Origin of the sequence: Thermococcus sp. (assembly GCF_015521605.1) — an archaeon.
Classification (GTDB): Archaea; Methanobacteriota_B; Thermococci; order Thermococcales; family Thermococcaceae; genus Thermococcus.
Genome location: NZ_WANV01000001.1, coordinates 1 through 25213 on the forward strand (window position 1 = coordinate 1; position 25213 = coordinate 25213).

General features: G+C 55.6%; 24 protein-coding genes. 11 read left to right on the plus strand and 13 right to left on the minus strand.

Annotation, left to right across the window (positions count from 1 at the left end; translation table 11 throughout):
• Window positions 1-813: ATP-grasp domain-containing protein (locus F7C11_RS00005; RefSeq protein ID WP_297089704.1), on the plus strand; the 813-nt coding region annotated here is incomplete at its 5' end.
• Window positions 814-943: 130 nt separating this feature from the next.
• Here F7C11_RS00005 and purE read toward each other — a convergent pair.
• Complete coding sequence (gene purE / locus F7C11_RS00010; protein ID WP_297089811.1) at window positions 944-1375, minus strand: 5-(carboxyamino)imidazole ribonucleotide mutase; 432 nt, start codon at window positions 1373-1375, stop codon at window positions 944-946.
• 105 nt (window positions 1376-1480) lie between these two features.
• Here purE and purD point away from each other — a divergent pair, with 105 nt between their 5' ends.
• The 9 genes from purD to F7C11_RS00055 all read left to right on the plus strand — a co-directional run bounded on the left by purD (window position 1481) and on the right by F7C11_RS00055 (window position 10019).
• Complete coding sequence (gene purD, locus F7C11_RS00015) at window positions 1481-2797, plus strand: phosphoribosylamine--glycine ligase (protein WP_297089813.1); 1317 nt, start codon at window positions 1481-1483, stop codon at window positions 2795-2797.
• Window positions 2798-2807: 10 nt separating this feature from the next.
• Window positions 2808-3950, plus strand: coding sequence for a formate--phosphoribosylaminoimidazolecarboxamide ligase family protein (locus F7C11_RS00020; RefSeq protein WP_297089815.1), 1143 nt, complete (start codon window positions 2808-2810; stop codon window positions 3948-3950).
• 10 nt (window positions 3951-3960) lie between these two features.
• Entirely contained in the window at window positions 3961-4203 is a 243-nt protein-coding gene (gene purS, locus F7C11_RS00025; protein ID WP_297089706.1) for a phosphoribosylformylglycinamidine synthase subunit PurS, read from the plus strand.
• Window position 4204: 1 nt separating this feature from the next.
• Window positions 4205-4876: a phosphoribosylformylglycinamidine synthase I gene (purQ, locus tag F7C11_RS00030; protein ID WP_297089708.1), complete on the plus strand. Its 672-nt coding sequence runs from the start codon at window positions 4205-4207 to the stop codon at window positions 4874-4876.
• A 5-nt stretch (window positions 4877-4881) separates the two neighbouring features.
• Window positions 4882-7023, plus strand: a complete 2142-nt coding sequence (purL, locus tag F7C11_RS00035; RefSeq protein ID WP_297089817.1) for a phosphoribosylformylglycinamidine synthase subunit PurL — start codon at window positions 4882-4884, stop codon at window positions 7021-7023.
• On the plus strand, window positions 7020-8015 hold the full coding sequence (locus F7C11_RS00040; RefSeq protein ID WP_297089711.1) for a formate--phosphoribosylaminoimidazolecarboxamide ligase: 996 nt from the start codon (window positions 7020-7022) through the stop codon (window positions 8013-8015). The genes purL and F7C11_RS00040 overlap by 4 nt, the downstream gene beginning before the upstream one ends.
• A 71-nt stretch (window positions 8016-8086) precedes the next feature.
• Window positions 8087-9010 carry a glutamine-hydrolyzing GMP synthase gene (guaA, locus tag F7C11_RS00045; protein ID WP_394354833.1) on the plus strand — a complete coding sequence of 308 codons (924 nt, stop codon included), beginning with the start codon at window positions 8087-8089 and terminating at the stop codon, window positions 9008-9010.
• Window positions 9011-9019: 9 nt separating this feature from the next.
• Window positions 9020-9589, plus strand: a complete 570-nt coding sequence (locus tag F7C11_RS00050; protein ID WP_297089712.1) for a GMP synthase subunit A — start codon at window positions 9020-9022, stop codon at window positions 9587-9589.
• A 154-nt stretch (window positions 9590-9743) separates the two neighbouring features.
• Window positions 9744-10019 carry a TonB-dependent receptor gene (locus F7C11_RS00055; protein WP_297089714.1) on the plus strand — a complete coding sequence of 92 codons (276 nt, stop codon included), beginning with the start codon at window positions 9744-9746 and terminating at the stop codon, window positions 10017-10019.
• Here the strand turns inward: F7C11_RS00055 and F7C11_RS00060 are convergent.
• The 11 genes from F7C11_RS00060 to twy1 all read right to left on the minus strand — a co-directional run bounded on the left by F7C11_RS00060 (window position 9974) and on the right by twy1 (window position 24352).
• Window positions 9974-10720 carry a DUF2101 family protein gene (locus F7C11_RS00060; RefSeq protein ID WP_297089716.1) on the minus strand — a complete coding sequence of 249 codons (747 nt, stop codon included), beginning with the start codon at window positions 10718-10720 and terminating at the stop codon, window positions 9974-9976. The two genes, F7C11_RS00055 and F7C11_RS00060, sit on opposite strands and share 46 nt — an antisense overlap.
• A gap of 4 nt (window positions 10721-10724) precedes the next feature.
• Window positions 10725-14102: a DUF2341 domain-containing protein gene (locus F7C11_RS00065; RefSeq protein WP_297089718.1), complete on the minus strand. Its 3378-nt coding sequence runs from the start codon at window positions 14100-14102 to the stop codon at window positions 10725-10727.
• Window positions 14099-16207 carry a hydrolase gene (locus F7C11_RS00070; protein ID WP_297089720.1) on the minus strand — a complete coding sequence of 703 codons (2109 nt, stop codon included), beginning with the start codon at window positions 16205-16207 and terminating at the stop codon, window positions 14099-14101. Before F7C11_RS00070 ends, F7C11_RS00065 begins: the two co-directional genes overlap by 4 nt.
• Window positions 16204-17691 (minus strand): hypothetical protein, encoded by a 1488-nt coding sequence (locus tag F7C11_RS00075; RefSeq protein ID WP_297089722.1) that lies wholly within the window; start codon window positions 17689-17691, stop codon window positions 16204-16206. The genes F7C11_RS00070 and F7C11_RS00075 overlap by 4 nt, the downstream gene beginning before the upstream one ends.
• Window positions 17688-18182, minus strand: coding sequence for a hypothetical protein (locus F7C11_RS00080; RefSeq protein ID WP_297089724.1), 495 nt, complete (start codon window positions 18180-18182; stop codon window positions 17688-17690). Before F7C11_RS00080 ends, F7C11_RS00075 begins: the two co-directional genes overlap by 4 nt.
• A complete protein-coding gene (locus F7C11_RS00085; RefSeq protein WP_297089726.1) occupies window positions 18142-18582 on the minus strand; it encodes a hypothetical protein in 441 nt (146 codons plus the stop codon). The genes F7C11_RS00080 and F7C11_RS00085 overlap by 41 nt, the downstream gene beginning before the upstream one ends.
• Before the next feature lie 2 nt (window positions 18583-18584).
• The gene (locus tag F7C11_RS00090) at window positions 18585-19217 is read right to left on the minus strand and encodes a class III signal peptide-containing protein (RefSeq protein ID WP_297089728.1); all 633 of its coding nucleotides are present in this window, start codon (window positions 19215-19217) and stop codon (window positions 18585-18587) included.
• Between the two features lie 38 nt (window positions 19218-19255).
• On the minus strand, window positions 19256-19885 hold the full coding sequence (locus F7C11_RS00095) for a hypothetical protein (protein WP_297089730.1): 630 nt from the start codon (window positions 19883-19885) through the stop codon (window positions 19256-19258).
• Window positions 19878-21050, minus strand: a complete 1173-nt coding sequence (locus F7C11_RS00100; protein WP_297089732.1) for a cell division protein FtsZ — start codon at window positions 21048-21050, stop codon at window positions 19878-19880. The genes F7C11_RS00095 and F7C11_RS00100 overlap by 8 nt, the downstream gene beginning before the upstream one ends.
• A 7-nt stretch (window positions 21051-21057) precedes the next feature.
• Window positions 21058-23277 (minus strand): prenyltransferase/squalene oxidase repeat-containing protein, encoded by a 2220-nt coding sequence (locus tag F7C11_RS00105; protein WP_297089734.1) that lies wholly within the window; start codon window positions 23275-23277, stop codon window positions 21058-21060.
• 73 nt (window positions 23278-23350) lie between these two features.
• Entirely contained in the window at window positions 23351-24352 is a 1002-nt protein-coding gene (gene twy1 / locus F7C11_RS00110) for a 4-demethylwyosine synthase TYW1 (protein ID WP_297089736.1), read from the minus strand.
• 158 nt (window positions 24353-24510) lie between these two features.
• Here twy1 and F7C11_RS00115 point away from each other — a divergent pair, with 158 nt between their 5' ends.
• Window positions 24511-24648 (plus strand): hypothetical protein, encoded by a 138-nt coding sequence (locus F7C11_RS00115; RefSeq protein ID WP_297089738.1) that lies wholly within the window; start codon window positions 24511-24513, stop codon window positions 24646-24648.
• On the opposite strand, the gene F7C11_RS00120 is transcribed toward F7C11_RS00115, so the two are convergent.
• Window positions 24626-25213, minus strand: a complete 588-nt coding sequence (locus F7C11_RS00120; protein WP_297089740.1) for a HemK2/MTQ2 family protein methyltransferase — start codon at window positions 25211-25213, stop codon at window positions 24626-24628. The genes F7C11_RS00115 and F7C11_RS00120 overlap by 23 nt on opposite strands.

Here is a 25213-nt window from a genome sequence, read left to right on the forward strand (position 1 = left end):
GCCATAATGAGCTCCTCCGGCAAGGGCTCCTACTTCGTTAAGGGGCCTGAAGACGTCCCGAAGGCCTGGGAAGAGGCCAAGAAGAAGGCGAGGGGAAGCGCCGACAGGATAATCGTGGAGGAGCACATCGACTTCGACGTCGAGATAACCGAGCTGGCAGTGAGGCACTACGACGAGAACGGCGAGATAGTTACGACCTTCCCGAAGCCGGTCGGCCACTACCAGATCGACGGTGACTATCATTCCAGCTGGCAGCCGGCGGAGATAAGCGAGAAAGCCGAGCGCGAGGTTTATCGCATAGCGAAGCGCATCACCGACGTCCTCGGCGGTTTGGGACTCTTTGGCGTCGAGATGTTCGTGAAGGGCGACAAGGTCTGGGCCAACGAGGTCTCGCCGAGGCCCCACGACACGGGGATGGTTACCCTGGCTTCCCACCCGACGGGCTTTTCAGAGTTCGGACTCCACCTCAGGGCCGTTTTGGGGCTTCCAATTCCGGGAGAATGGGTCAACGGTTACAGGCTCTTCCCGATGCTGACTCCAGCGGCAACTCACGTCATAAAGGCCAACGTCTCCGGCTATTCCCCCCGCTTCAGGGGGCTAACCAGAGCTCTGAGCGTCCCCAACGCAACGATTCGCCTCTTTGGAAAGCCGGAGGCGTACCCCGGGAGGAGGCTCGGGGTCGTGCTTGCCTGGGATTTCGATGTTGGAGAGGCGAAGAAACGCGCCGAGATGGTCGCCCACATGGTGGAGCTTAGAACCAGGAGTTCGGGGTGGCACTCCCAGGACTACGAGAGGAGAAAACACCTGATTTGATTAACACCTTGTTACAGTTCGACGGAAAAAGGAAAGACTTAAAAATGCTAAAATGTTCCAAAATGTGTGCTTGAATCAGGTGTTTCTAAAATAAAGTGAGGGTTGAATAAGAGATTGTCCTGATGCGGGCTTATGCCCGCATCCTTTCCCTGTACTCTTCGAGCTTCTCCCTCAGCTTCCCGTCCTTTACCGCGAGGATCTCCACTGCCAGCAATGCGGCGTTTTTACCGTTGTCTATGCCGACGGTGGCGACCGGGACACCCGGCGGAAGCTGTGCTATGCTCAGGAGTGCGTCGAGGCCGTTGAGCTTGGCCGAGACCGGAACCCCGATGACGGGCTTGACCGTGTGGGCCGCTATGACGCCTGGCAGAGCGGCGCTCAGCCCGGCTATCGCTATGAAAACGTCGTAGTCCTTCTTCGCCAGCTCCTCGACCTTTTTCGGGTTTCTGTGGGCCGAGGCGACCTCGACGTCGTAGTCAACGCCGAACTCGTCGAGAACCCCGGTAACCTTCTCGGCTATGTGGGAATCGCTCCTGCTTCCCATCACCACGAGCACCTTCATGGACTTCACCGGATGGAGTTCGCTTTGACCTTTATAAGTTTTGCCATTTTAATGTAAAAACAAAGCTTAAAAACTTAAATTTTTGACAAATACATGGTGAAGTTCATGAAGGTTCTGCTCGTTGGGGGTGGAGGTAGGGAGAACGCCATCGGCGAGGCGCTCGTGAGGAGCGGCGCCGAGCTGTACGTCGTCTCAAGGCACAAAAATCCGGGGCTGGCGAGGCTCGCCAGGGGATATGGCCTGGCCAGGGAGACGGATACCGAAAAAGTACTCGAACTCGCCCGGAAATGGGGGGTGGAGCTTGCCTTCATAGGGCCGGAGGCACCGCTTGAGAAGGGCATAGTTGATTTCCTTGAGCGCGAGGGCATTCCAGCGGTCGGACCGACCAAAGAGGCCGCTCGGCTTGAGACCAACAAGGCCTTTGCCCGCTCTCTCATGGAGAAGTATGAGATCCCCGGCAGGAAGCTCTTCCGCGTCTTTGATGACGTCTCCGAGATGCGCTCGTGGATAGACGATTTTGGAAAGCCTGTCGTTGTGAAGCCCCTCGGGCTCACCGGCGGAAAGGGGGTTAAGGTCGTCGGCTATCAGCTGAGGGACAACGAGGAAGCAAAAGCCTATGCCGAGGAGCTGATCAGGAAAGACGGCCGGGTTCTTGTCGAAGAAAGGACGGACGGGGTGGAGTTTACCTTTCAGGTTTTCAGCGACGGGAAGAGAGTACTCCCGATGCCCCTCGCCCAGGACTATCCCCACGCCTACGAGAATGATGAAGGCCCCATAACAGGTGGAATGGGGAGTTACTCGTGCTCAAACCACCTCCTTCCGTTTGTAACCACAGAGGACTATGAGAGGGCCTTTGAAACGCTCAAAGCAACGATCAGGGCCATGCGAAAGAACGGAACGCCCTACAGAGGAATCTTATACGGCCAGTTCATGCTCTCCAAGGAAGGCCCCGTCATAATCGAGTACAACGCCCGCTTCGGCGACCCGGAGGCCATGAACGTTCTTCCGCTCCTCAAGACCCCGCTGACAGAGATAGCCGAGGGAATCATTGACGGCAACCTTAGGAAGGTGGAGTTTGAGAAAAAAGCCACCGTTATCAAGTACCTCGCACCCAAGGGCTATCCAACGAACCCGGTTAAAGGTGTCCGGGTCGAGGTTGATGAAAAGGCTGTAGCCGAAACCGGGGCGAAGCTCTACTACGCCTCCGTTGACGAGAACCTCACGCTCCTCGGTTCCCGTGCCATAGCGGTCGTTGGAATCGCCGATACCCTCAAAGAGGCGGAGAGGATAGCGCAGAGCGCCATCGGCCACGTTAAGGGTGAGCTGTTCTACAGGAGGGATGTGGGCACTAGGGAGAGCGTCGGGAAGAGGATCCGCCTGATGGGAGAGTTTGGAAGGGAATTCGAGCCGAATTCATGCTGAGGTGGTGGAGATGATAAGCCGCGAGGAGATTTTGAGAATCCTTGAGAAGTACGACCCTGAAAAGATAACCGTTGGAGTCATCGGGAGCCACTCCGCCCTGGACATAGCCGACGGTGCGAAGGAGGAGGGCCTGCCCGTACTCGTTGTCGCCCAGAGGGGCAGGCACAGGACTTACGCGGAGTACTTCAAGCTCCGGAGGACGAAAGACGGTCTGACCAAGGGGTTCATTGACGAGGTTATGATCCTAGAGAAGTTCGCCCAAATCGTGGAAATCCAAGAGGAGCTGGTGAAGAGGAACGTTATCTTCGTCCCAAACCGCTCCTTCGTGGTCTACACGGGCATTGACAGGGTTGAGAACGAGTTTCACGTTCCGCTCTTCGGCAGCAGGAACCTGCTCAGGAGCGAGGAGAGGAGCGAAGAGAAGAGCTACTACTGGCTGCTTGAGAAAGCTAGGCTCCCCTATCCCGAACCGGTAAAGCCGGAGGACATCGACGACGTCGGTCTCGTCATCGTCAAGCTCCCGCACGCGAAGAAGAGGCTTGAGCGCGGCTTCTTCACTGCTGCAAGCTACAATGAGTTCCGCGAGAAGGCTGAGAAGCTCATCAAGCTCGGCGTAATCACCGAGGAAGACCTCGCCAGGGCCAGAATCGAGCGCTACATAATCGGACCGGTCTTCAACTTCGACTTCTTCTACTCCCCGATTGACGGGGAGATTGAGCTTCTGGGAATCGACTGGCGCTTCGAGACCAGTCTGGACGGTCATGTGAGGCTTCCGGCAAGCCAGCAGCTAACACTCCCAGAATGGCAGTTCGAGCCGGAGTATACGGTAACCGGCCACGCGTCTTCAACGCTGAGGGAGAGCCTGCTCGAAAAGGTCTTCGACATGGCCGAGAGGTACGTGAAGGCGACGCAGGAGTACTATCCGCCCGGAATGATCGGGCCGTTCACGCTCCAGACGGCCGTGGATAAGGATCTCAACTTCTACATCTACGATGTCGCCCCGAGAACCGGTGGGGGAACTAACATTCACATGGCGGTTGGTCACCCCTACGGGAATTCCCTCTGGAGGAAGCCGATGAGCACCGGGAGGAGAATCGCTCTTGAGATTAAGAGGGCAATTGAGCTCGACGAGCTTGAGAAGGTGGTCACGTGAGGTGGTCGGAATGAGGTGGAGGGTTACCGTCATCGTTCGCCTCAGGGAAGGCCTCAACGACCCCGAGGGGAGGGTCATAGGGAACGCCCTCAGGAACCTCGGGTACGCTGTTGAAAACCTCAGGGTTCCCAAGCACTTCGAGTTCGAGCTGGAGAGCGAAAACCCGGAGAAAGACGCCGAGGAGATGTGCAGAAAGCTTCTCGCCAATCCGCTGATCCACAGCTGGGAGTACAGGATAGAGCCGGTGAGCTGAGATGGTTCGCTTTGCGGTGGTGGTCTTTCCGGGGACGAACTGCGACTTTGAGACTGAGAGGGCCATAAGAAAGGCCGGCGCCGAGGCTGAACGCGTCTGGTACAAGCGCTCACTCAAGGACTTCGATGGCGTTGTCTTGCCCGGTGGCTTCAGCTACGCCGACTACCTGAGGGCTGGAGCGATAGCCGCTCGGCAGGAGATAATGGAGGAGGTTAAGGAGTTCGCCCGAGATGGAAGGCCAGTCCTCGGGATATGCAACGGCTTTCAGATTCTCACCGAGGCCGGCCTTTTACCTGGTGCATTAAGACCTAACAGGGTCCCGCGCTTCCTCTGCAGGTGGGTGCACCTCAGGGTTGCGGATACTGAAACGCCGTTTACATTTCTCTACGAGCCGGGGGAGGTCATAAGGATGCCGATAGCCCACGCCGAGGGCAACTACTACGTCGACGACCCGTCCAAGGTCAGAATAGTCTTCCAGTACAGCGATGAGGGTGGCGATGTAACGGGGAAGGTCAATCCCAACGGCTCGGTTCTCAACATAGCGGCGGTAGCGAACGAAGGGGGAAACGTCCTTGGAACCATGCCACACCCTGAGCGCGCGAGCGACAGGTTTCTGGGCGGTGAAGATGGGTTGAGAGTTTTCAAGAGCATGGTGGAGTGGGCGAAGAGGTGAGTAAAGTGTTCCCCCACGAGGAAAAGCTTATCCGTGAAAGGCTCGGCAGGGAGCCAAACGAACTTGAGTGGGCGATGCTCGAAGTCATGTGGAGCGAGCATGCCTCCTACAAGTCGAGCAGGCCCTGGCTGAGGCTTTTGCCGACCGAAAACGAGCACATTGTCCTCGGTCCCGGTGAGGACGCCGGAATAGTGAAGTTTGATGAGAACACCTGGATAGCCGTTGGAATCGAGAGCCACAACCACCCCTCCGCTGTCGAGCCCTATGGAGGAGCCGCAACCGGGGTTGGCGGGATCGTCAGGGACATACTCTGCATGGGCGCCCGTCCAATAGCGCTCCTCGACCCCATACGCTTCGGCCCGCTGGAGAGGGAGAGAAACCGCTACCTCTTTGAGGGGGTCGTTAAGGGGATAGCCGACTACGGCAACAGGATAGGCGTCCCGACTGTTGGGGGCGAGACGGAGTTCGATGAGAGTCTTGACAGCTACACGCTCGTAAATGTGGCCTGCGTCGGAATAATGAGGCCCGAGCACCTTGTCCACAGCTACGTTACCGAAGCTGGCCTTAAGCTCGTCCTCGTCGGCAACAGAACCGGCAGGGACGGCATTCACGGCGTCACCTTCGCGAGCGAGGAACTCGGAGAGAACGCGGAGGAGGAAGACCGCTCCGCGGTGCAGATCCCCGACCCCTTCACGGAGAAGCTCCTGATCGAGGCTACCCTTGAGGCGGTCTACACGGGGAAGGTGAAGGCTCTGAAGGATCTGGGCGGTGGAGGACTAACCTGCGCCGCTTCCGAGATGGCCGGGAAGAGGGGCTTCGGCGCGGTGGTCTATGCTGACAGGGTTCCGCTCCGTGAGCCAGGAATGACACCAGCCGAGATAATGATTTCAGAGAGCCAGGAGAGGATGCTCTTCGCCGTTAGCGAGGGCGACGTTGACCTCCTTGGAGCAATCTTCGAGAAGTACGGCCTCGAATGGACGGTTGTCGGGGAAGTTATCGAGGAGCCGAGGTTCATCGTCCGCTGGAAGGGCGAGAAGGTCGCCGACCTGCCGGTTGACCTTCTCACGGACGTTCCGACGATTGAGTGGGAGCTGAGGCCCTACAGCGCCGAAAGACCCGTTGAAACACCCAGGATTGGTTTTGGAGATGCTTTTGACCTCGTCTGGGGCAGTCCGAACGTCCTGAGCAAGCGCTGGATCTGGCAGCAGTACGACCACGAGGTTCAGGGTAGAACAGTCCTCAAGCCCGGCCGCGATGCCGCCGTGCTGAAAATCAACGACGAATACGGCCTTGCCTTCGTGGCGGACGGCAATCCGAACCACAGCCACCTCAACCCATACCACGGCGCAATGGGGGCCGTTGCCGAGGTCGTCAGAAACCTCGTCAGCGTAGGGGCCGAACCGTTAGCCTTGGTGGACAACCTCAACTTCGCCTCGCCGGAGAGGCCAGAGGTCTACTGGAGCTTCGCCGAGACAGTCAAAGGTTTGGCCGATGCAGCGAAGGCCTTTGGCCTGGCCTACGTCAGCGGCAACGTCAGCTTCTACAACGAGGTTGCCGGGAGGCCGATAAAGCCCACACCGGTGGTTGCGGGCCTTGGGAAGGTCAGGCTTGAGGAGATTCCGGGAATGGGGCTTGAGGAAGGACTTCTCATAGGCGTCGTCGGAACAACGAAGGCTGAACTCGGCGGCTCGGAGCTGTTCGAGAGGCTCGGCGTTGAGGGCGGCCTTGTCCCCCGCGTGAACCTCGACGGGGAGAGGGCCAACGCAGAGGGGATTCTGACGGCTATACGGGAAGGCCTCGTTAGGGCCGTCCACGACGTTGGCAGGGGAGGAATCGCCGTCGCTTTAACGGAAATGGCCGTGGCCGGAAAGGTGGGATTCACCGTTGACCTCTCGAAGGTTCCCTCCGGGACCGATAATCCGGTCGAGGTGGCCTTCAGCGAGAGCCATGGGCGCTACCTCGTAGCTTTCACCGAGGAGAAACTCGACGAACTAAAGGCCCTTTTCAGAAACTTCGAAGTCATCGGGAGGGCTGGAGGAGGTGACGCGGCCTTCCTCTGGAAGGGTGAGGAGCTTCTCAGAAAACCGGTTTCCGGGCTGAGAGCAGTTCACGAGTCCCTACCGGGGCTTTTAGGTGAGGAGGAATGAGGATCGCCACATACGCTTCCCACTCGGCCCTTCAGATTTTGAAGGGGGCAAAGGAGGAGGGCTTTGAAACGGTGGCCTTCGGAAGTGGCAGGGTCAGACCGCTCTACACGAAGTACTTCCCGGTCGCCGACCGTTTCATCGAGGGGGCCTATCCGGAGGAAGAACTGCTTGGGCTTGAGGCGGTGGTTATCCCTACCGGCTCCTTCGTGGCACACCTTGGGATCGAACTGGTCGAGAAGATGCGCGTGCCCTACTACGGCAACAAAGAGGTGCTGAGATGGGAGAGCGACCGCTCTTTGGAGAGAAAGTGGCTTGAGAGGGCAAAGCTGAGGCTTCCGCGGGTTTACGAAGACCCCGACGACATAGATGGGCCGGTCATAGTCAAACCGCACGGGGCCAAGGGCGGAAAGGGCTACTTTTTGGCGAAGAGCCCGGGGGACTTCTGGAAGAAAGCGGAGAGACTCGGAATTAGGGGCAAGGAGGAGCTGAGGGGAATTCAGATTCAGGAGTACGTCCTCGGAGTTCCGGTTTATCCCCACTACTTCTACTCGAAGCTCAACCGCGAGCTGGAGCTGATGAGCGTTGACCGCAGATATGAGTCCAATGTGGACGCGATAGGCAGGATTCCGGCCAGAGAGCAGCTCGCTCTTGAACCCAACACCAACTACACGGTGGTAGGCAACATCCCCCTCGTCCTGAGGGAGAGCCTCCTGATGGACGTCATTGAAGCCGGGGAGAGGACGATTAAAGCTGCCGAGGAGCTCATGGGCGGCCTGTGGGGCCCCTTCTGTCTTGAGGGGGTCTTCACAGAGGAGCTTGAGTTCGTCGTCTTCGAGATTTCGGCGAGAATAGTTGCCGGGACGAATCCCTTCGTCCACGGTTCCCCCTACAGCTGGCTCCGCTACGACAAACCGGTGAGTACCGGGAGGAGAATAGCCATGGAACTGAGGCAGGCCCTTGAGGAGGACAGGCTTGGGGAAGTTTTAACATGAACATGTCTAATTTCCCTCAAGATAAGTTTATAAATTGACGCCCGAATGGTGGCAAAAAGAGGGTGATGGTTATGTGGGAGAGGTTCATCGAGGAGAAGGTTGAGGAGATAAGAGATACGGTCGGCGATGGAAAGGCTATAATAGCGCTCTCCGGCGGCGTTGACAGCTCCGTCGCGGCGGTGCTCGCTCATAAGGCCATAGAGGAAAGGCTTCACGCGGTATTTGTCAACACGGGCTTTATGAGGAAGGGTGAGCCAGAGTTCGTGGTGAAGACCTTCAGGGACGAGTTCGGCCTCAACCTGCACTACGTCGATGCCGGTGAGAGGTTCTTCAGCGAGCTTAAAGGCGTAACGGACCCAGAGGAGAAGAGGAAGATAATCGGCAGGGTCTTCATCGAGGTGTTTGAGGAGGTCGCGAAGGAGATAGACGCCCAGTTCCTCATTCAGGGCACCATAGCCCCCGACTGGATCGAGAGCAAGGGGAAGATAAAGAGCCACCACAACGTCGGTGGTCTGCCGGAGAGGCTCAACCTCGGGCTGATAGAGCCGCTCCGTGACCTCTACAAGGACGAAGTGAGGGAACTGGCCAAAGAACTTGGCCTGCCCGAAAAGATATACAGCAGAATGCCCTTCCCTGGGCCGGGACTGGCGGTTAGGGTTCTCGGGGAGGTCACGCCGGAGAGGGTCGCCATCGTCAGAGAAGCGAACGCCATAGTCGAGGAGGAGATCGAGAGGGTCGGGCTGAAGCCCTGGCAGGCCTTCGCTGTCCTTCTGGGGGTAAAGACCGTCGGTGTCCAGGGGGACATAAGGGCCTACAAGGAGACGATAGCGGTTAGGGTCGTGGAGAGCCTCGACGGCATGACGACCAATGCAATGAACGTTCCCTTCGAGGTTCTCCAGAGGATAGCCTTCAGAATAACGAGCGAGATACCCGAGGTCGGGAGGGTGCTCTACGACATCACCAACAAGCCGCCGGCGACGATAGAGTTCGAGTGAGGTGGTTGCATGATAATCATAATGGACAACGGCGGGCAGTACGTCCACAGGATTTGGAGAACCCTCCGCTATCTTGGGGTTGAGGCAAGGATAATCCCCAACACCACTCCCCTGGAGGAAATCAAGGCAATGAAGCCAAGGGGCATAATATTCTCCGGCGGCCCCGACATAGAGAAGACCGGCAACTGCTCCGCCATCCTTGAGCACTACGGGGAGTTCAACGTGCCAATCCTTGGCATCTGCCTCGGCCACCAGCTGATAGTGAAGCACTTCGGCGGAAGGGTCGGAAGGGGCGAGAAGGCCGAGTACAGCCTCGTTGAGGTGGAGATACTGGAGGAGGACGACATCTTCCGGGGACTTCCGGAGAGGCTCAGGGTCTGGGAGAGCCACATGGACGAGGTGAAGGAGCTCCCGCCGGGCTTCAAGCTGCTCGCGAGGAGCGAGACCTGCCCGGTCGAGGCCATGAAGCACGAGAGCCTTCCTATATACGGCGTCCAGTTCCATCCGGAGGTTGCCCACACGGAGCGCGGGGAGGATATCTACCGCAACTTTGCTGAGCTTTGCGGGGAGCTCAGCTAGTCGGTCCTCTCCTCATCTTTTCTCGGCAACGGGTTCTTTCATCATCGCCCCTCCACACGTTGGAGCATCTCTGAAAAAGCCTTTCTGGTTACGATTGAAGATTGCAAATTAGAAAACTTTTTAAAGTTCGACTCTTACTATCTTTGGTGATAGATTGGGGCACACGCTCTACTACCGAACCAGGATTGATAGGTGGGATGGGTTCAAGGGGCTCCTGGAAACGGTTTGTGAGGGACTTGGCTTCCGTGTTGTTGGGGGAGAGGACTCCGTAACGGTCTTCCCCGAATGCCACGGTGTTGAGCCCCTGGAGATAATGAAGAACGGAGAGGGCTTCGTCAAGACGAACTTAATTGAACCCTGCCATTCCATCTATCTGCTGATTCTTCACTCGGTTGCATTTTTCGGCTCCGTCGAACTCTGGGAGGATTGATCCGTGAGGTAGACCTCTATTATCCTTACCGGGACGGCTCCCCTGAGTTTTTTGTCCTCCACGATGAGCTTCACGACCCTGCCGACTTCCAGATCCTCCACGGCGTCGACCCAGTAGTGGCCGGGCTTGACATTGGCCGCTATGTCGTCGTGGACGAAGACCCTGACAACGTTGCCCTTGATCTCCTCAACAACGCCGTAGGTGTAGTCCCTGCCGTATCTCTGCTTGAAGTACCACCGGAATGCCATGACGGCCGCAAAGGCCGCTAAGAGGTATGCGTAGTAATAGTAGATGCTCGTGGCTGTCCTCCGTACTGCGAGGTATCCCAGGAAAACGGCGAAAGAGATCAACGATATTGCGTAGTAGAAGAACCTGTACGGCTCGTGCTCGACGAAGAACTCCCGGTTCCTGACCAGGGTGTATCGTAGGTAGAGGAAGTAGACTACGGCCACTCCTCCAAGCCACAGTGGGCCTGCCCTGATGAAGAGCAGAATTAGATTGAGAACAAGGTAGCTGAGAAAAGCCAGCTGGAGCTTGAGGCTGAGGTATTCATGGGCTGTGAATCTCTTCTTCACAAGTCTGCCGAGATACCTAAAACTTGGCGGCTCTTCTGAGGGGGAGGGGTCTATAAAATCAATGAGTTTCCTGATTCCTGAATCCACGGACTCGCCGATTCCGTAGAGGACGTCTTCCACAGACATGATTTCACCTCTTCAGCAGGTCTTCTGCTCCGGTTGGCCCCAGGACGGCCGCTGCCGTTTGGTTGTCAAGGAAGAACGGCACAACACTTAAGTCGCCTGTGAGGGCGCTCGTACCGTAGGATATACCCCAAACGCGGTATGCGGGCATCTTTTCTATCCTGCCAAAATAGTAGTTGAGGAAGTAGTAGTCCACGCTGCTCTGTCCTTCCTCTATTGTTATTCCGAAGTTGTTAAACAGGTCGAAGAGCTTGCGGTCATAGTCGGCGTTGGGCACCATAAAGCTGACGAGCCCGATGGGGTAGTACTCGCCTCCGTATTTCATTCCCAGCTCGTCCTGCATCTCCTTTGCCAGCTGGAAGTATTTAGCGTGGTTGGTCACGCTGTTTTCAAGGCGTTCGAAGAACGATACTCCCTCGTATGTTCCGAAGTACTTCTGCTCGATTATGCATGATATCAGGGGCTGGAGGTCATAGGCGCGGGCGTTGTATGCACTGCTTGTTTGGGGTGCCGATTCAACGGTGGTGGAGCTTATGGAGTCGGTTGTGTAGTAGGGCATTCTGCCGATGACTATCCAGTCAAAGTACGCGGCGTTGACGAGGATGCCCTGGGACTGGCTGTCTATCACAATGCCCACCTTCGTTGCTGACACGGGCTCTTTGTTTATGCTGACGGTAGAGCTCCTCAGGGGGTTGTCGACGTCTGTGAACTCAAGATACACTCCGCCGGAAACGGGCGTAAATACAACCTGATACCTGTGGTAGTCGGACAGGGTTGTGGGGTTGCCTGAGGCAAGGCTGTTGCCCCAGTTCTCCAGTATTGCAAGGGTGTCCCCATTGTGGTCGCTGAACCCCGCGTTGTCGTCGATGAACTGCACACTCTCGCTCTCCGTTGTGGTCTGGGTTCCCCCTCCGCCCTGAGTTATGGTGTAGCTCAGGTACTCGTCCTCCAGGTACTTGCGGATGAATACCCAGTCGTACTCACTGGGGCCTCCGTTCCACTGTTCCAGGCCTACGGCACGGTTGCTGCTGGCTCCGGCGTTGTACGAGCTCCTCAGAACTTTGTTGGTCCAGTCTGAGAACTGGTATATGTCAGTCCAGAATGACGTTACCCTTAGTTCTATGTTCTGGAATGAGTTTAGGGTGTACTCCGTCGTACTGGAGTCATACCACCCGATCCAGTTGCTTGTAAGGACGTTGAACCACCACAGGTATCCCCTTCCATCGCCGTAGTAGTTGATGTCCTCAATCCGACCCCACCCGGTGCTCCTGCGGATGTTCCACATTATTCCAGGGTTGTCAACGAGCTTCCCTCTGATGTCCATTATGTATGTGCTCGGGAAGGTTGCCTTTGTCCATATCCAGCTCCTGCTCGGAAGCTGGAGGTAGCCGTTATTTATGGAGGGGTTTCCGTGGGTGTCCCATTTCCCTGTATCCAGGGTTGTACCCGTGAAGTCATCGAAGAACTCAAAGACCTGGTTTCCGTCTCCCCTGGTGAGTGTGCCCGTGTTGTATTTGATGTAAACTGTGGCGTTGTAGTGGTACACCCATCCGTTGCTCCAGGTTCTTCCGGTGTACGTGAGGTTTGTCTTTACCCACACCTGGGCGCTGGTCGTGTCCCAGTATTCTATCCAGAAGGGTATCTGGTTCTGGAGGAGCGGATCAGAGTATACGAGTATCTCCGCCCTGTTCGTTGCGGGATCTGAGTTTATGCCGCTGATGTTTGTGGCGCTGAGTCTTATTGGCACCTGGACGTTCGTGGTGTCCGTCAGTTCTGGCCCATCGTAGTTTATGACGATCTTGAGGTAGTCTCCCAGGGCCTGGGTTTCCGTGTAGTTGAACTCCGTCTCGATTCCTCCATCGAAGTCCAGAGCGGTGCTGTTCGGCCTCATCCTGAACCTCACGAAGAACTCGCCGTCTATTGAGTTGACTGTCTGGAGGGCGAGTTTCTCAGTCCCGCCAGGAACGACCAGATGGCCGTTCCCATCAAGGTACGCGTCTGCGAGGTTGTTCCACAGGACGGGATTTATCGACGTGCCGTCGAAGGTGTCAATGAGCCAGAACAGGTATTCCTTGTTATACCCGTCGGTGGCATAGGACGGGTTGTCCGTAAAGTAAATCGAGTAGTCGGTACCGCTGGCCTTTATCCATATCCAGACGTAGGAGGTTCCCCAGTATTCTATCCAGAAGGGCACAGGGGTGCACGTGATGGTGGACTTTTCATAGATCATCATTGAGGCAGTTCCGTCGGTGTGGTATATACCCGGGAATATCGAGGTCGGTATCTTTAGGAGCACAAGGCTTCCATCGGCGTAGCTGGGTATCGTGATGTTGACCCTCCACTTGTAGTTGGACCCGCACCAGTGACTGGTTGCACTCACATTGCCGAACACGAGCACTCCAACGTCATCGTCGTTGAATACCTCAAGCGGAGAGATCGGGACACCGTTTATCGTGGTATTGACTATTATCGGGGCGGTGACGCCGGCTATGTCCCCGCTGCGGAGTACGTATCCATCTGCCCCGTCGCCGGGATACGAGTTGCCGTAGAATATGTGTCCAGTGTCCCAGGCTGTGGAGGAATATTTGCCGAGTACATGGTCGCTCGTGCTGGTGCCGTTCCCGTAGAGCGTTTTAACGGGCCTGTCCATGAGTTCGGGGAAAGTGTACTCACAGGGTTCAATTGAGCGGTAGTATCTACCGTAGGTGAGTGCCGAGAATATGGGGTCTTCAAGGTTTTCGATTGATATTATTGAGTAAACATAGTTCTCCCTCGGTATGGGGCCGGTATAGACTACCTTACCAGAGACGTCTGAAATCGTCACGTCCTTTATTCTGGCGCGTATGACGATTCTGAATGCATCCAGAGGGGCAACGGTTAGCTCTATGTTGCTCCTGAGAAAACTGCTCTTCTGGGACACGCTCATGGCCTCGATTTCGGCAATGCTCCTGTTTGCTATCCTGAGATCATACCCCTGTTTCCTGAGTTCGGTGGACATGTTGCCTAGCCAGCCTAGAACCGTTTGATCTTTCATAAGCCGCTCGGAGTAGTTGCTCGCGACCTGTGGAGACCGGCCAAACAGAACTAGGTCACGTATCGTGGCGTTTGCCATACCGTTTGGGTCGTTTGGATCCAAAAAGTCCCGGGTGTTTGCGATGTAATCCACAACGGTGACTATCGCCCTCTTTCCGGATATCTCAAGGGTTCTCTGGAAGTCCATCTCAACGTACGATACCACCCTGTACGTTCTCTCAACCTGGGTCCTCTCGCTCTGACTCATTATTATCTGGGATGAAACGTCCTCATACGTGGCCAAAAGGAGCATGAGGGGTATCAGAAGGAGTATGACAGTTGAGTTCATTAGGAATGCCCGCCGTTTCCTCATCCATTCTCCCTCCAGACTCTGAGTGTTATTGTTATGGGCTGGAACAGGCCGGGTATGTTGCCCATGGATACGAAGACGATGTTTACCGTTGGCGGCAGCTGCACCAGTATTGGGTTCTCCTGGGTCCCATCGCCACCGAGGTTGCGGAATAGCCTTATTATTGCATCATCAACGGCGTATCTGTCCATTCCATCGAGGAGATCCTGGGCGGTAACGTCACAGTAGGGGGCGTCTCCCGCGGTCACGTAGTGGGGGAACGTGTCTCCACTCCAGTAGTACGTTATGTTGTAGCCGGAGCACCCTGGCCTCAGAAGTTCGGGGAACACGTCTCCATAACCTGCAAAGCCCTGAATAACGTACGTGAGCTCACCATCTCCGTTGCTCGGCTGGAGGTAGTACCCCTGACCAAGGTCGATGTTTATAGTATTGGTTCCGGGCGCTATCGCGTTGGGAAGCGGATTGTACTGGTAGTCAAAGGTGTTTCTGGTGTAACCAACCCTGGCGAGCGCATAGATGAAGGGGTTTGGCGGGTGCTGGTATATGTAGGTGGGGTCTATCAAGGGGTTGTCAACGCGGATTGACTGTGAGGGTTCCCCGTAGTTAACGTAGTACAGCCACGGGAACTGGAACTTGACCCACAGGGGAGTCACACCCTGGGGAACGTTGAAGTTTATAGTCACCGAGCGCGTCCAATCCTGGTTGGGGAGGGTTATTGGCTCAGTTACGTCTATTGTGTACGAGGTAAGAAGAACGCCGGGGGTGTAGTCGGCATAAACGAATGATTCGTTTCCTATAAGATGGATGTTTGGACTGTACCGGGTGTTCTCATTCCCGGCCCTCACGATTAGTGTCGTGTACCTGCTGGATATGTGGGTGTAGTTGTACCCCGCGCTGGCCAGGGCGTTTGCTATCGTCGCGTTGTCCCAGTAGCACACCTTCACCTGGGTGGTGGAGTTGTACTGACAGGGGGCGCTGAGCGGCACGGAAACCTCGTTGTTGAACATAAAGGAGAGGGTAACCGGAGTGGTGGGGGATACGTTCCCAACGGCCACCTGGACGCTGAGGGAGTTTATCTCGCCCGGAACGAAGAGGTACTTCCACGCGGTTATCCCATACTTGGCGGTGACGTCCTCGAAGTAAAATCTGTCGGTAAATCTAAGTGTGGATGGTATGGACGTGCGGTATCTAATCCTTATGTACTGGGCACCGTCCTCACCGCCGTCGTATCCGGGCTTGTAGACCCTAACTTCAAACACGTTAGTTTCTCCGGGATGGAAGTTCTCTATGAGGGCGTATCCACCGCTGGGGTCTGTATCCTGGATCAGCCGGTTGTTGTTAACGTATCCGGACCAGATGAGCTGGCCGTTTAGATATATCTCGTAGTTGGAGCCCACCCAGGCAGGTTCTAAGAACCACGTTATCTCCTCCACCTGTGCATCCGGCGGAATGGCGTCCGCGGGGACTATGTACCTGATTATGACCTCGTCGTTTTGATTGTCCGTCCGGGAGTATATGTATCCGCCCCTTATGGTGTACGTGTTCTCTTTGCTCCCGAGCTTATTGAGGAATGCCCTCGCCATGTAGCCCCTCGGTGTCTGGTTGTAGGCGTATCCGCTCAGTATCAGCGTTGCCGGCGTCACGTCCCTGGCTGCCGAGTAGTTGGAGCCAACCTTCCGGAGGTACGGGCTGGTGTAGTTGTTTATCATCAGCTCGTAGTTGTAGTCCTTTAGAGTGTTGTTGAGTACATACCCGAGGATTATCTCGGCTTTGTGCTTCAGGTTCGCAGAGGGGAAGAGCGGCGCCGTCGCCCAGTAAGTGGCGACTATATCTATGGGGGACATGTCGGGGGTCACGAGGGTTGTGTTGATAACTGGATCCGGGCCGGTCATCCATTCCTCCAGGGTCTCGGGGGGCACCAGTTCCCTTAGGGGAAGGGTTCTGAACATTGTCAGCGCGTCGTCGGCGACATATTTCGACTGGGAGCGCATGTACGTGGAATAAACCTGAGCACTGGGGTTGATCTGGGTTATGCTGACCACGAACATGGTGACTAGGAGGAGGGCGAGTATGGCATCCAGGGTGAATATGAAGCCTCGCCTCTTCATGAGTCATCCCACACCCACAGTTTTAGCACCGCTAGGCTCGCCTGGGGTCTCATGATGGTATCAATCCCGTTAAGATCCGTTATTTCGACCATTGTTATGTCCTTCATCTCGTAGACCCAAACGTAGATGTCGAGACTCTCTCCCGGCCTTATCTGGGTAAGGAACTCCTTCCATGGGATTATTATGTAGTAGGGGTTCTCTGAGGAGTAGGATTTGACGTAGGAGTTTCCGTTGATCGTCTGGTTTATGATGGCCTTGACGTTTGAATCTGCGGAGGTCTTGTACACGGCCATGACGGAGTACCCGGAGATGTTGGTTCCCCTCATCCACGCCACGGCAACGACGTGGCCGGTGCCGTTGAACGCAACTTTAAGCGCCATGTAGTCTGGGATTGGGGTGTATATCGTCCCGACGTAGAGCTCGGTGGGGAGTGAGTCGGCGGTGACCGTGTAGCTCCTGTTGTAGGTCATCTTTGTCATGGGGATTCTCCTCTCGGTGTAGGTCACCCACGGTGAGCGCTCCCGGGAGGCGATTATCGTTGCGGGATCGTTAACGAAGCTGCCGTTTATCATGGTTATGTTGTAGTCAGCGCTCACAACCTTGGTTGCGTAGACGTACTTAATCGTCATGTTGGTCGAGGAGACTGTTCCTCCCTGCCCCCACCACACGGTTCCCGTCCAAGTGGTCCATATCTGCTGTCCCAGACGGTGCAGGGGAATCCAGAGCTCGTAGGTGCCGTCGGCGAGTTTGTTCCATCCTATGAGGAGGTATCCGGTCTCAACGTCTATATGGACGATTGAGCCGGCGGGTATGTTGTAGTTCACCGGCCCTCCCTGGTTTCCGGGGCCGATGAGGTCGAGCCTGACGCTTCCGTCCTCCGCGAGCTTGAAGACGAAGCTTTCCCCTGCGGTTACATTTGTCACGTTTGCTATGTTCCCCACACCGGGGGCATCGCTTCTCTCGGGGCTTATCCACTCGGCGATGAGTCCCCTTCCGTATGCGTATCCAGTGGTAGGAGTGACGGAGAGATGGCCTCCGGAGGGGATGTCCACAGAGCCCTCTGTCTGGGGGGGTATGACCGTCACGTTTCCCTCAATCTCGACCCTTGTGAGGTAAAATCCCAGGGTGAAGTCCTTCCCCATGCTGATGTTTGCCAGCGCCGCCCTCACGGCTGGATCGTTAGCGGCAACGGCATCATTAAGGGCCTCTATCTTCGCATAGTCTATGGTGTTTGGATACTGGCTGTTCTCAAGACCCAGAAAGGCCAGATTGGCTGGATCTGTCTGCCAGTTGTCCGGAGTTCCGGGGTTCTTGACGAGTATGTCCAGCATGTTGTCTCCAACATTGGCCCTCTCGTACCATCCGAGCACGGTTGTTATCTCGCCCTTCAGGGCACTTGATGTTGTGGTGATAGTGCCGAGTAGCAGGATTATTATGACCATCGACAGCATCGCATCGAACGAGAGCAGCTGGCCCCTCCTCATACTCTCACCACATCCACGTTTATTTCAATCTCTCTCCCGCCTAGGTAGAGCTTTCCATTCTGCTTAACCACGTTGGTCTTGGATATCAGGTCGTCCTCAATGTACTGCTTTATATTTGCCTCAACGGTACTTTCGGAGAGTCCCGCCCCCGCGTAGGTTATCGTGATGTTGATCTGAATCGTGCCGTTGATTTCCGCGGTGCGCACCCCAGCGAGCTGAAACGCCCTATATGTGTAATTGCTGGCGTTTATTATCGCGTTTAGGGGGGTGTAGATGCTCTCGTTGATCATGACTCCGGTGTTCAGATAGGCGCAGGCATCTGAGGCGGAGCCTCTAACGTACGATATTATTGAAGCGGCCGTGTTCTCGTTCAGATATGGGGGGACTATCAGAACGATCCCTGCGAGAATAATGGCGGTTATGAAGAGAACCTCTATGGCCGTCTGTGCCTTACGGCGAGAGGGTGACATCCAGCCTCCCCTCCGTTTCATTGTACGTCGCCACTATGCTGAAATCCCTATCCGCCCCAGTAAGGGTCACCGAGGTGTTCTCGTATATCGGCACCGGGCTCCTCTGGGCCACGCGGTAGCCCTTTCCCCCTATCGTGGCGTTAACAACGACACTATCCGGGGCGAGTAGGCTGACTGTTACCTTGTCTCCCGCATCCAGGTTTATCGGGAGTTCCTTTCTCACGGTAAACCCGTCCCCGGCAGTGTAAACCTTGACAACGGAGTCCCGGACATCGATGGAGAACGCCTTCAGCTTCGCGATGGTGTCAAAGGTTTCGGAGTGGGCCCTCTCGCTGTCGGCAATGTAGACTAGGTTGAGCATCGTGATGGTTATGAGGGTCACTGCAAAGAGGAAGTCAAGGCTTATCTGTCCCCGCTTCATCTTCAGCCACCGGGGTTTATGTTTATGTGAAGCTCACCGGCAGTTGAATCGAAGGTCCATGAGTTGGGGTTGTCCGGGTTCCACTCCACGACTATCTCAAGGGTTCCGGGAAGATCGGTGGGGTCGATCTCAATGCCGTAAACTGTGGTCGCGTTGAACGTGGTACTCCCAGCTGGAGACCACACGGAGGAGTTGGTGTAGAGGACGGCCTGGTACATAGCACGGCTCCAGAACACGTTTTTATTCCCGCCACTGAGAACAGCGGTGACGTTGGTTCCGGTAACGGTGACGTACGTCCCGTTGCCTTCGGTGCTGTAGTTCCCGTAGGTTATGAAAACCTTGGGGCTGTTCACACCCAGACCTTTGAGAAGCATATCGGGGTCTCTCAGATACGTGATTCTTACATAGGTTGTTGACTTCGCTCCGGGGCCCTGGGCGTAGACCTGGGATATGGTGTTCGATATCGCGTTGGCTAGGTTCTTCTCTTCAAGGCTTATCTGGATGCGCAGGGTCTCGGTTGAGGTGGAGCCCTCCTTGAAGGTTATGTTGTTTACCGAGTACACCAGGAGGATGAGCATCATTCCGAAGATTAACATGAACTCAAGTGAAACCTGACCACGCTTTTTTACCACCATATTTCTCCCCTCAGTATGGTATATCTCTGAACATCTATTTAATCGTTACTCTCGGGCTTTTCGGCGTTTACGACGGCGAAAAGACCCGTTCCGACCTTTATAGTCCTGACACCAAAGTAATCGCCGCTGAATATTTTGAACTTATACCTCTCCGGCTGAAGGGAGTGCTTTTCAATGAGTCCTTTCAGTTCATCAATAAAGAACTGTGTTAGCTCGTAGTAAATTAAATCAAGCTTTTCCCGGGTGGAATCCCTGATCAGAAGAACCACGGGGAGTATCGCGAGCCCAAGTATGATATAAGGCTGACCCAGGATCGCCGTCGCGGCTGCGGTGGCGGCAATAAGCGCACCTATTGCGGCATAGCTCATCTTCTCCCTCTTCTTCGCTTCCTTGATTTCCTTGACCTTCTGTTCCCAGATGTCCAGCAGGGAGGGATTGTAAAAGTCAAATGCAGTATGGCGCTTTCCCTTCGCTATCCTCTCCCTGATGAGGTCATCCCAGTCGTCCTTGTAGTATATTACCTCACCGTGGAGCTTTGCCCTCTCCGCATCGAGGGAGGAGATTATCCTGATTATGTCCTCTGCGCTCTCGTGGGCGATGTGGGCGTAAACCTCCTTCTCGTCAAGTTCCAGGGCAACCTCTACCGAGTCCCGGATGGGTTCAGTCATCCTTCCCCCTCCTGAGCTTTTTGCTTATCCCATCTATGTCCGGATACTCGCCGTCGGGGAATATCTCCTTGAGCTCACTTCCTCCCCTGGCGTACACGTCATCGAAGTCGGGCAGACCGCTCAGGAGCTCCTTCTTTTTGGTCTCAGCTTCCTCCTTTGCCTCCATGAATGACTGGGCGTACCGCTTTGCGGTGATGATTATATCCTCTATGCTCCTGCTCTCATAGATGCCGCTGAGGAGCGTAACGACCTCGACCTCCCTCTCGCGCGGGTCGGGATAGAACCCCCTGAATATCTGCTTGCCCCGTATCTTGTTGGTGAGATAGTCGAGCGCCTCGAAAATCTCCGCAGCCTTCAGGGTCTCGGGCGGGCCGTGGATCGCGACCAGTCCGTAGAGGGCCGACTCAATGTTCGCCTCAAGGTAGAGCCCCTCGCTCTCAAAGGACTTGACGATGAGCCTGGAGAGGCTTTTGACTTTGTTTGCCTCGGCCTTCGCGTATCCGACCGTTGCAAAGCTCCCAAAGGCCTTTAAGACAAATTTCAAATCGCTCGCATCGAGGGTCTGTTCGCCGGGAACATCCACCAGCGCCAGAAGGGAGGCTATTCTCTCGACTATCGTATAATTTATCCTTTCGTAGGCACGCGTTATGTCGTCGCCGCCCTCTTTGAGCTTGTTGTTGTCTATGGCTATTATGGAATCGGCGATCTTGGAGAGCTTGTCGATGGTTATGGCGGCGTTTATGGTGGGCCGTATGCCCTCCTCTCTGAGTGGAAGTGCGCCGATGGCAACCACCAGGGAGTCTGGGTACTCCTCTTTGAGCGCTTCCGCCAAGACGGGCGTTCCTCCGGCACCGGTCCCTCCTCCGAAGCCGAAGGTCAGGAAGAATATATCGACGTCCTCGTAGCCTATTATGGAACCTATCTTGCGCATAACCAAAGGCAGGTCGCGTTTCATGGCTTCTCTGCCGAGTATCGGGTTCGCGTTGACGCCCTTGCCGCCGGTGAGGCTCTCCCCTATGAGTATCCTCCGCTCCGGGGGGACGTGCTTGAGGTAGTCCAAGTCTCCCTTTGATGTGTTTATGGCCAGAGCCTCAAAATCAACCAGAGCGAAGAGGTCGGCTATTTTCGTTCCGCACTGGCCGACCCCTATGATTAGAGCCCTCACCTCTTAATCACCCCACCACTATTACCCTCACCTTTCCGTTCTCGCTGAGGAGAATCATCGCATCGCCTCTCAGGTATCTTATGAATCCGGTGGTGAAGACTTCTTTGGCAATTTCTGCATTCTCTGGCTCGTAAAGTACGAAGAGAACGACTCCCTTAGGGGTCTTGCCCGGAACGAGGACTACGGCTTTGCCGGTGGGCACGGTGATGTTTCCGACGGTGACGGTTCCGTCATCCACGTAGAACTTCAGATACGGGTTGTATGGTCTGATGGGGTAGTCTCCGAAGTTCGCCATTACTATGTAGCTGTTTTCGCCAATCACGGTTGTGTTGAGCGGGATAAAGCCGCCGCTGAAGAGGTCGTTGAGGGTCGTTATCATCGCTCCGATGCTCTCGTTGTCCATGCCGGGCGCGATTATTCCGAACACATCGCTGTCAAGGGCGCTCCTTACGTCGTAAAGGCTTACGGGGGGAACATACTGGAAGCGTGAGAGGTAGTTTATCGCACTAGCGACTTCTATCGTCCTGTTGTCTATGGCGCCGGAGTCCCTGGCGTTCATGACGAAATCCAGGGTCTCGCTGGTGTAGTTGTAACCGTAACCGATGAGGAGGTCGGTCGCCCTGACTGTGAGTTCAACGGTCGGGGTTCCCGGGAACTCCCTGTTCTTTTCCCAGACGTAGTACGTCTTCCAGTAGGGCCAGCCGCCATCGAGTCTCTGGTCGATGAGCCACTCGATGTGGGGTTTGAGCTCTTCAGGGGTGGCTATTCCGTCCAAGGCCTCCAGGACGGTTATGGTCGTCAGCACGTCCGGTTTGAGCATGTAGGAGTAGTACTTGGTGGTTACGTACGTCCCCCATCCGCCGTTGCTTATGCTCAGGAGCCACTCCTTCGCCCTCTGGATGAGGGAATCGTTTGCGGAAACCCCGAGCTCACGGAGGGCTTTGATCGCCAGGGCGGTCTCGTAGGGCTGCGGTCCAAGCACCGTGTTGCCCCAGAGGCCGTAGTCGAGCTGGACACTCCGTATAAGTTCCTCCGCCTGGGCTCTCTCCTCCGCCGTTAGGTTGTTGTACATGAGAAGCGTTTTGAGGGCGTAGTAGTATCCGACGGACATCCTGCGGTTCTTTTCCATCCAGGCGGCATCGTTTTTGAAGGCCTCCCTCGTCCATGCGAGGGCTCTCTCTATACTCTCCCTCTCCGGGTAGCACGCCTGAATGGAGGCCAGGGCGTAATAGGTGGCCTTCTCATCGGAGGGCTCGTTGAGTCCGAGGCCCCATCCGCCGTCCGGGTTCTGCATGTTCTTGAGCTCCTGACACGGCATCTCGTAGGGGTTCTTGACCTCCTTTGCCGGTGGCAGCTCAAAGGTGGTCGAAAGGGCCATGAGGGCGTAGGAGGTTGTGGCTATTAGTTCCGTTGATGAGAACAGGTCGGGGGTATTCATCCAGTACACGAGGTCGTTTGAGCTCTTGCCGTATGATTCGAGTTTGATCAGTATCCTCGCGGTATCAAAATCCACAGGGGTGTATAAGACGAGAGCGTACGCGAGCATGGCACGCTCTTTCATCTTCAGGCCGTTGTCGTTGAGGAGGAGGTCTTTTACGGTCTCCAACGTCTCGTTGGATACAGGGTAGCCTATGCTGTGGTAGGCTATGAGCCTGAGGGCGAGCGCCTCGTACTCGGAAATCTCACAGGTGGCGTTCTCCACGTACTCAACCGCGTTTCTGACGGCCCTGCTGTTGTAGCTGTATCCGTTCTCGCCCAGGGCCCAGATGGCCAGCAGCGTCGGGTAGCACGAGCTCGGCGTTCCGGGCACGTACCCCCAGCCCATTTTGTTTTCGGCCGAGAGAAGGTATGAGAGGCCGCGGTCGATGGCGGGCCTCACGTCCAGCCTTTCCATGGTCTTGAGGTACGGGTAGGCCCTCTTGAGGGCTATAACGGCATAGGCCGTGTCGAGCACATTGCTGGTCTCTCCGGGATAAAGGCCCCATCCGCCGTCCGGGTTCTGATAGTTGAGCATGTTGTTAACGAGGGTGACTAGGTCGGGGGTTATGTCCCAGTTCAGGTCGTTGGCCCCCACCGAGAGGGCCATTATGGCCAGACTTATCTCCCTCGTCTGTTGGGTGGATTTGGCGGCATCTTTGAGAAACCTTGCGGAGCCGTCTATCGCTCCGGCACTAACGGCTGGAATCAGCATGAAAACAATCATTACTAGAGCCAGAACCTTCTTCATCACCTTACACCCCTAAGCTCATTCTAAGCGGCCAGAATAAATAAACTTTTTCCATAATGGAAAGAAGAGGGACTCAGTGTTCTATGAACCTTCCTTCCCTGCCGGAGGCATGAGAATCAACGTCGTCGCGCATTATGAGCACGACCCGGCTCGGTTCGTATTCATCTTCGATGTGATACCCGGGGAGATACCTGACGAGCTCCTCCGCAAAGGCCCTTATCTCCTCGTGCCTGGGCATATTGTTGATTGTGAGCCTGTTCCTTGAGAACCCGACGAACATGTAGGCCTTGGCCTCAATGAACATCGGGCTAGCGAGCTTGATCAGCTCGGCGTAGCCCCTGGGATTGTGCATGTTCTCCCCCTTGACGAGGGTGAGCCTGACCACCGTTCTCGTGTCCGCCCTGCTCATGAGCCCGAGGAACTCCTTTATCTTGTCCCACCCGTCGGGCACCATGGGGACGTTTACGGTGTTGTACGTCTCAATGTCCGGGGCGGTTAGCGAGACGTAGAGCTGGGTCGGGAGCTTGTCCTCCCTTATCATCTCCTCCAACCTTTCCGGAACGGTGCCGTTGGTGACTATGAATGTTGTGAAGCCCCTCTTGTGGAACTCCTCCACCAGATCCCCCATATAGGGGTAGAGCATCGGCTCGCCGGAGAGACTTATGGCGGCATGCTTGGGGTTCCACGCCTCCTCGAACTTCTTCATGTTTATGCCGGGCATGCCCTTGTAGCCGACGAGGAGCTTTCTCTGTGCCTTTATGCTCTCTTCGACGATGAACGCCGGGTCGTCCCACGGGCCTGGGAGTTCCGTTCCAAGGAATCCCTCCATCGGGCGCCAGCAGAATATGCAGTTGTGGCTGCACCACGCTGTGACTGGAGTCATCTGCAGGCAGCGGTGGCTGTGTATCCCGTAGAACTTCTGCTTGTAGCAGAACCTGTCCCTCTTTATACTCTCCTTCAGCCAGTGACAGAGCTTGACCGAACTGTGTCTGCCCACTAAAGCGTAGTGCTGCTTCCTGAACAGTCTCGCAGTCTCATCTGGCATGTTGGGGTCAGACTTGAACGTTATCGCCATTAGCCTCACCTAATACTCTCTCTGGGGTTGGCTTGGGCGGGCGCTTTAAAAAGGTGATGGGTCGGGTGTGTGGAATCGCCCCCACGGGATATTTTATCGTCGAAAAATACTTCGGCAATGTGCGAAAACTTTAAAAGCCGGGCATCGCTTTTTCCTTCATGTTCGAAAGGGTAAAGCCAGAATCCGCGCTGAACGCAAAGGAGATTAAAATTGACTTCTTTGAGGACGATGTCGAGCCAGTTGAGAGGCCCAGGGTTAAATTCCTCTTCGAGGTCAAACGCAATCGCTCAGCGTAGCGTTTATCAGGACGATATCCTCGAAAAATACGTGCCTCTTAGCGGCAACCTTCGCGGCCAGCCCCGCTTTTTCCAGCAGTTTCAGGGTTTTTTCCACCCCTGTTATCGAGCTCTGGACTATCTGAACGACCCCTCCGGGGTTTAGATACTCGGGCACTTCCTTGATGAACCTGTCGAGAACTTCCCTTCCTGTCTTTCCCCCGACGAGGGCCAGATCAATCGGTTCCTCCGGCTCACCCGGTAGATAGGGGGCGTTGAACGTTATGGCGTCGAACTTTCCAGAAACGTTCTCAAAGAGGTCGCTAAGGCGGAACTCGACGTTTTTAATGCCGTTCAGCCTTGCGTTCTCCCTCGCGAGCTCGACGGCCAGTGGGTTGATGTCCACTCCCAGAACAAAGCGGGCTTTTCTGGCCATCAGGAGCGCTATTAACCCCGTCCCTGTGCCAACGTCGAGCGCAACTTCTCCCCCCTTGACCGCGAGGTTCTCCGCGAGCAGGAAGGTGTCCTCCGCCGGCTCGTAGACCTGTGGGTGGAGCCTGAGTTTGATGCCGTAGTAGGTGGGCAT

Coding starts and splice junctions, on each gene's coding strand:
- purD (WP_297089813.1), top strand. CDS start 1,481: ATGAAGGTTCTGCTCGTTGGGGGTGGAGGTAGGGAGAACGCCATCGGC.
- F7C11_RS00040 (WP_297089711.1), top strand. CDS start 7,020: ATGAGGATCGCCACATACGCTTCCCACTCGGCCCTTCAGATTTTGAAG.
- F7C11_RS00085 (WP_297089726.1), bottom strand. CDS start 18,582: ATGAAGCGGGGACAGATAAGCCTTGACTTCCTCTTTGCAGTGACCCTC.
- F7C11_RS00120 (WP_297089740.1), bottom strand. CDS start 25,213: ATGCCCACCTACTACGGCATCAAACTCAGGCTCCACCCACAGGTCTAC.
- F7C11_RS00080 (WP_297089724.1), bottom strand. CDS start 18,182: ATGAAACGGAGGGGAGGCTGGATGTCACCCTCTCGCCGTAAGGCACAG.
- F7C11_RS00090 (WP_297089728.1), bottom strand. CDS start 19,217: ATGGTGGTAAAAAAGCGTGGTCAGGTTTCACTTGAGTTCATGTTAATC.
- F7C11_RS00065 (WP_297089718.1), bottom strand. CDS start 14,102: ATGAGGAAACGGCGGGCATTCCTAATGAACTCAACTGTCATACTCCTT.
- twy1 (WP_297089736.1), bottom strand. CDS start 24,352: ATGGCGATAACGTTCAAGTCTGACCCCAACATGCCAGATGAGACTGCG.
- purQ (WP_297089708.1), top strand. CDS start 4,205: ATGGTTCGCTTTGCGGTGGTGGTCTTTCCGGGGACGAACTGCGACTTT.
- F7C11_RS00070 (WP_297089720.1), bottom strand. CDS start 16,207: ATGAAGAGGCGAGGCTTCATATTCACCCTGGATGCCATACTCGCCCTC.
- F7C11_RS00095 (WP_297089730.1), bottom strand. CDS start 19,885: ATGACTGAACCCATCCGGGACTCGGTAGAGGTTGCCCTGGAACTTGAC.
- guaA (WP_394354833.1), top strand. CDS start 8,087: ATGTGGGAGAGGTTCATCGAGGAGAAGGTTGAGGAGATAAGAGATACG.
- purE (WP_297089811.1), bottom strand. CDS start 1,375: ATGAAGGTGCTCGTGGTGATGGGAAGCAGGAGCGATTCCCACATAGCC.
- purS (WP_297089706.1), top strand. CDS start 3,961: ATGAGGTGGAGGGTTACCGTCATCGTTCGCCTCAGGGAAGGCCTCAAC.
- F7C11_RS00115 (WP_297089738.1), top strand. CDS start 24,511: ATGTTCGAAAGGGTAAAGCCAGAATCCGCGCTGAACGCAAAGGAGATT.
- F7C11_RS00020 (WP_297089815.1), top strand. CDS start 2,808: ATGATAAGCCGCGAGGAGATTTTGAGAATCCTTGAGAAGTACGACCCT.
- F7C11_RS00075 (WP_297089722.1), bottom strand. CDS start 17,691: ATGAGGAGGGGCCAGCTGCTCTCGTTCGATGCGATGCTGTCGATGGTC.
- F7C11_RS00050 (WP_297089712.1), top strand. CDS start 9,020: ATGATAATCATAATGGACAACGGCGGGCAGTACGTCCACAGGATTTGG.
- F7C11_RS00105 (WP_297089734.1), bottom strand. CDS start 23,277: ATGAAGAAGGTTCTGGCTCTAGTAATGATTGTTTTCATGCTGATTCCA.
- F7C11_RS00060 (WP_297089716.1), bottom strand. CDS start 10,720: ATGTCTGTGGAAGACGTCCTCTACGGAATCGGCGAGTCCGTGGATTCA.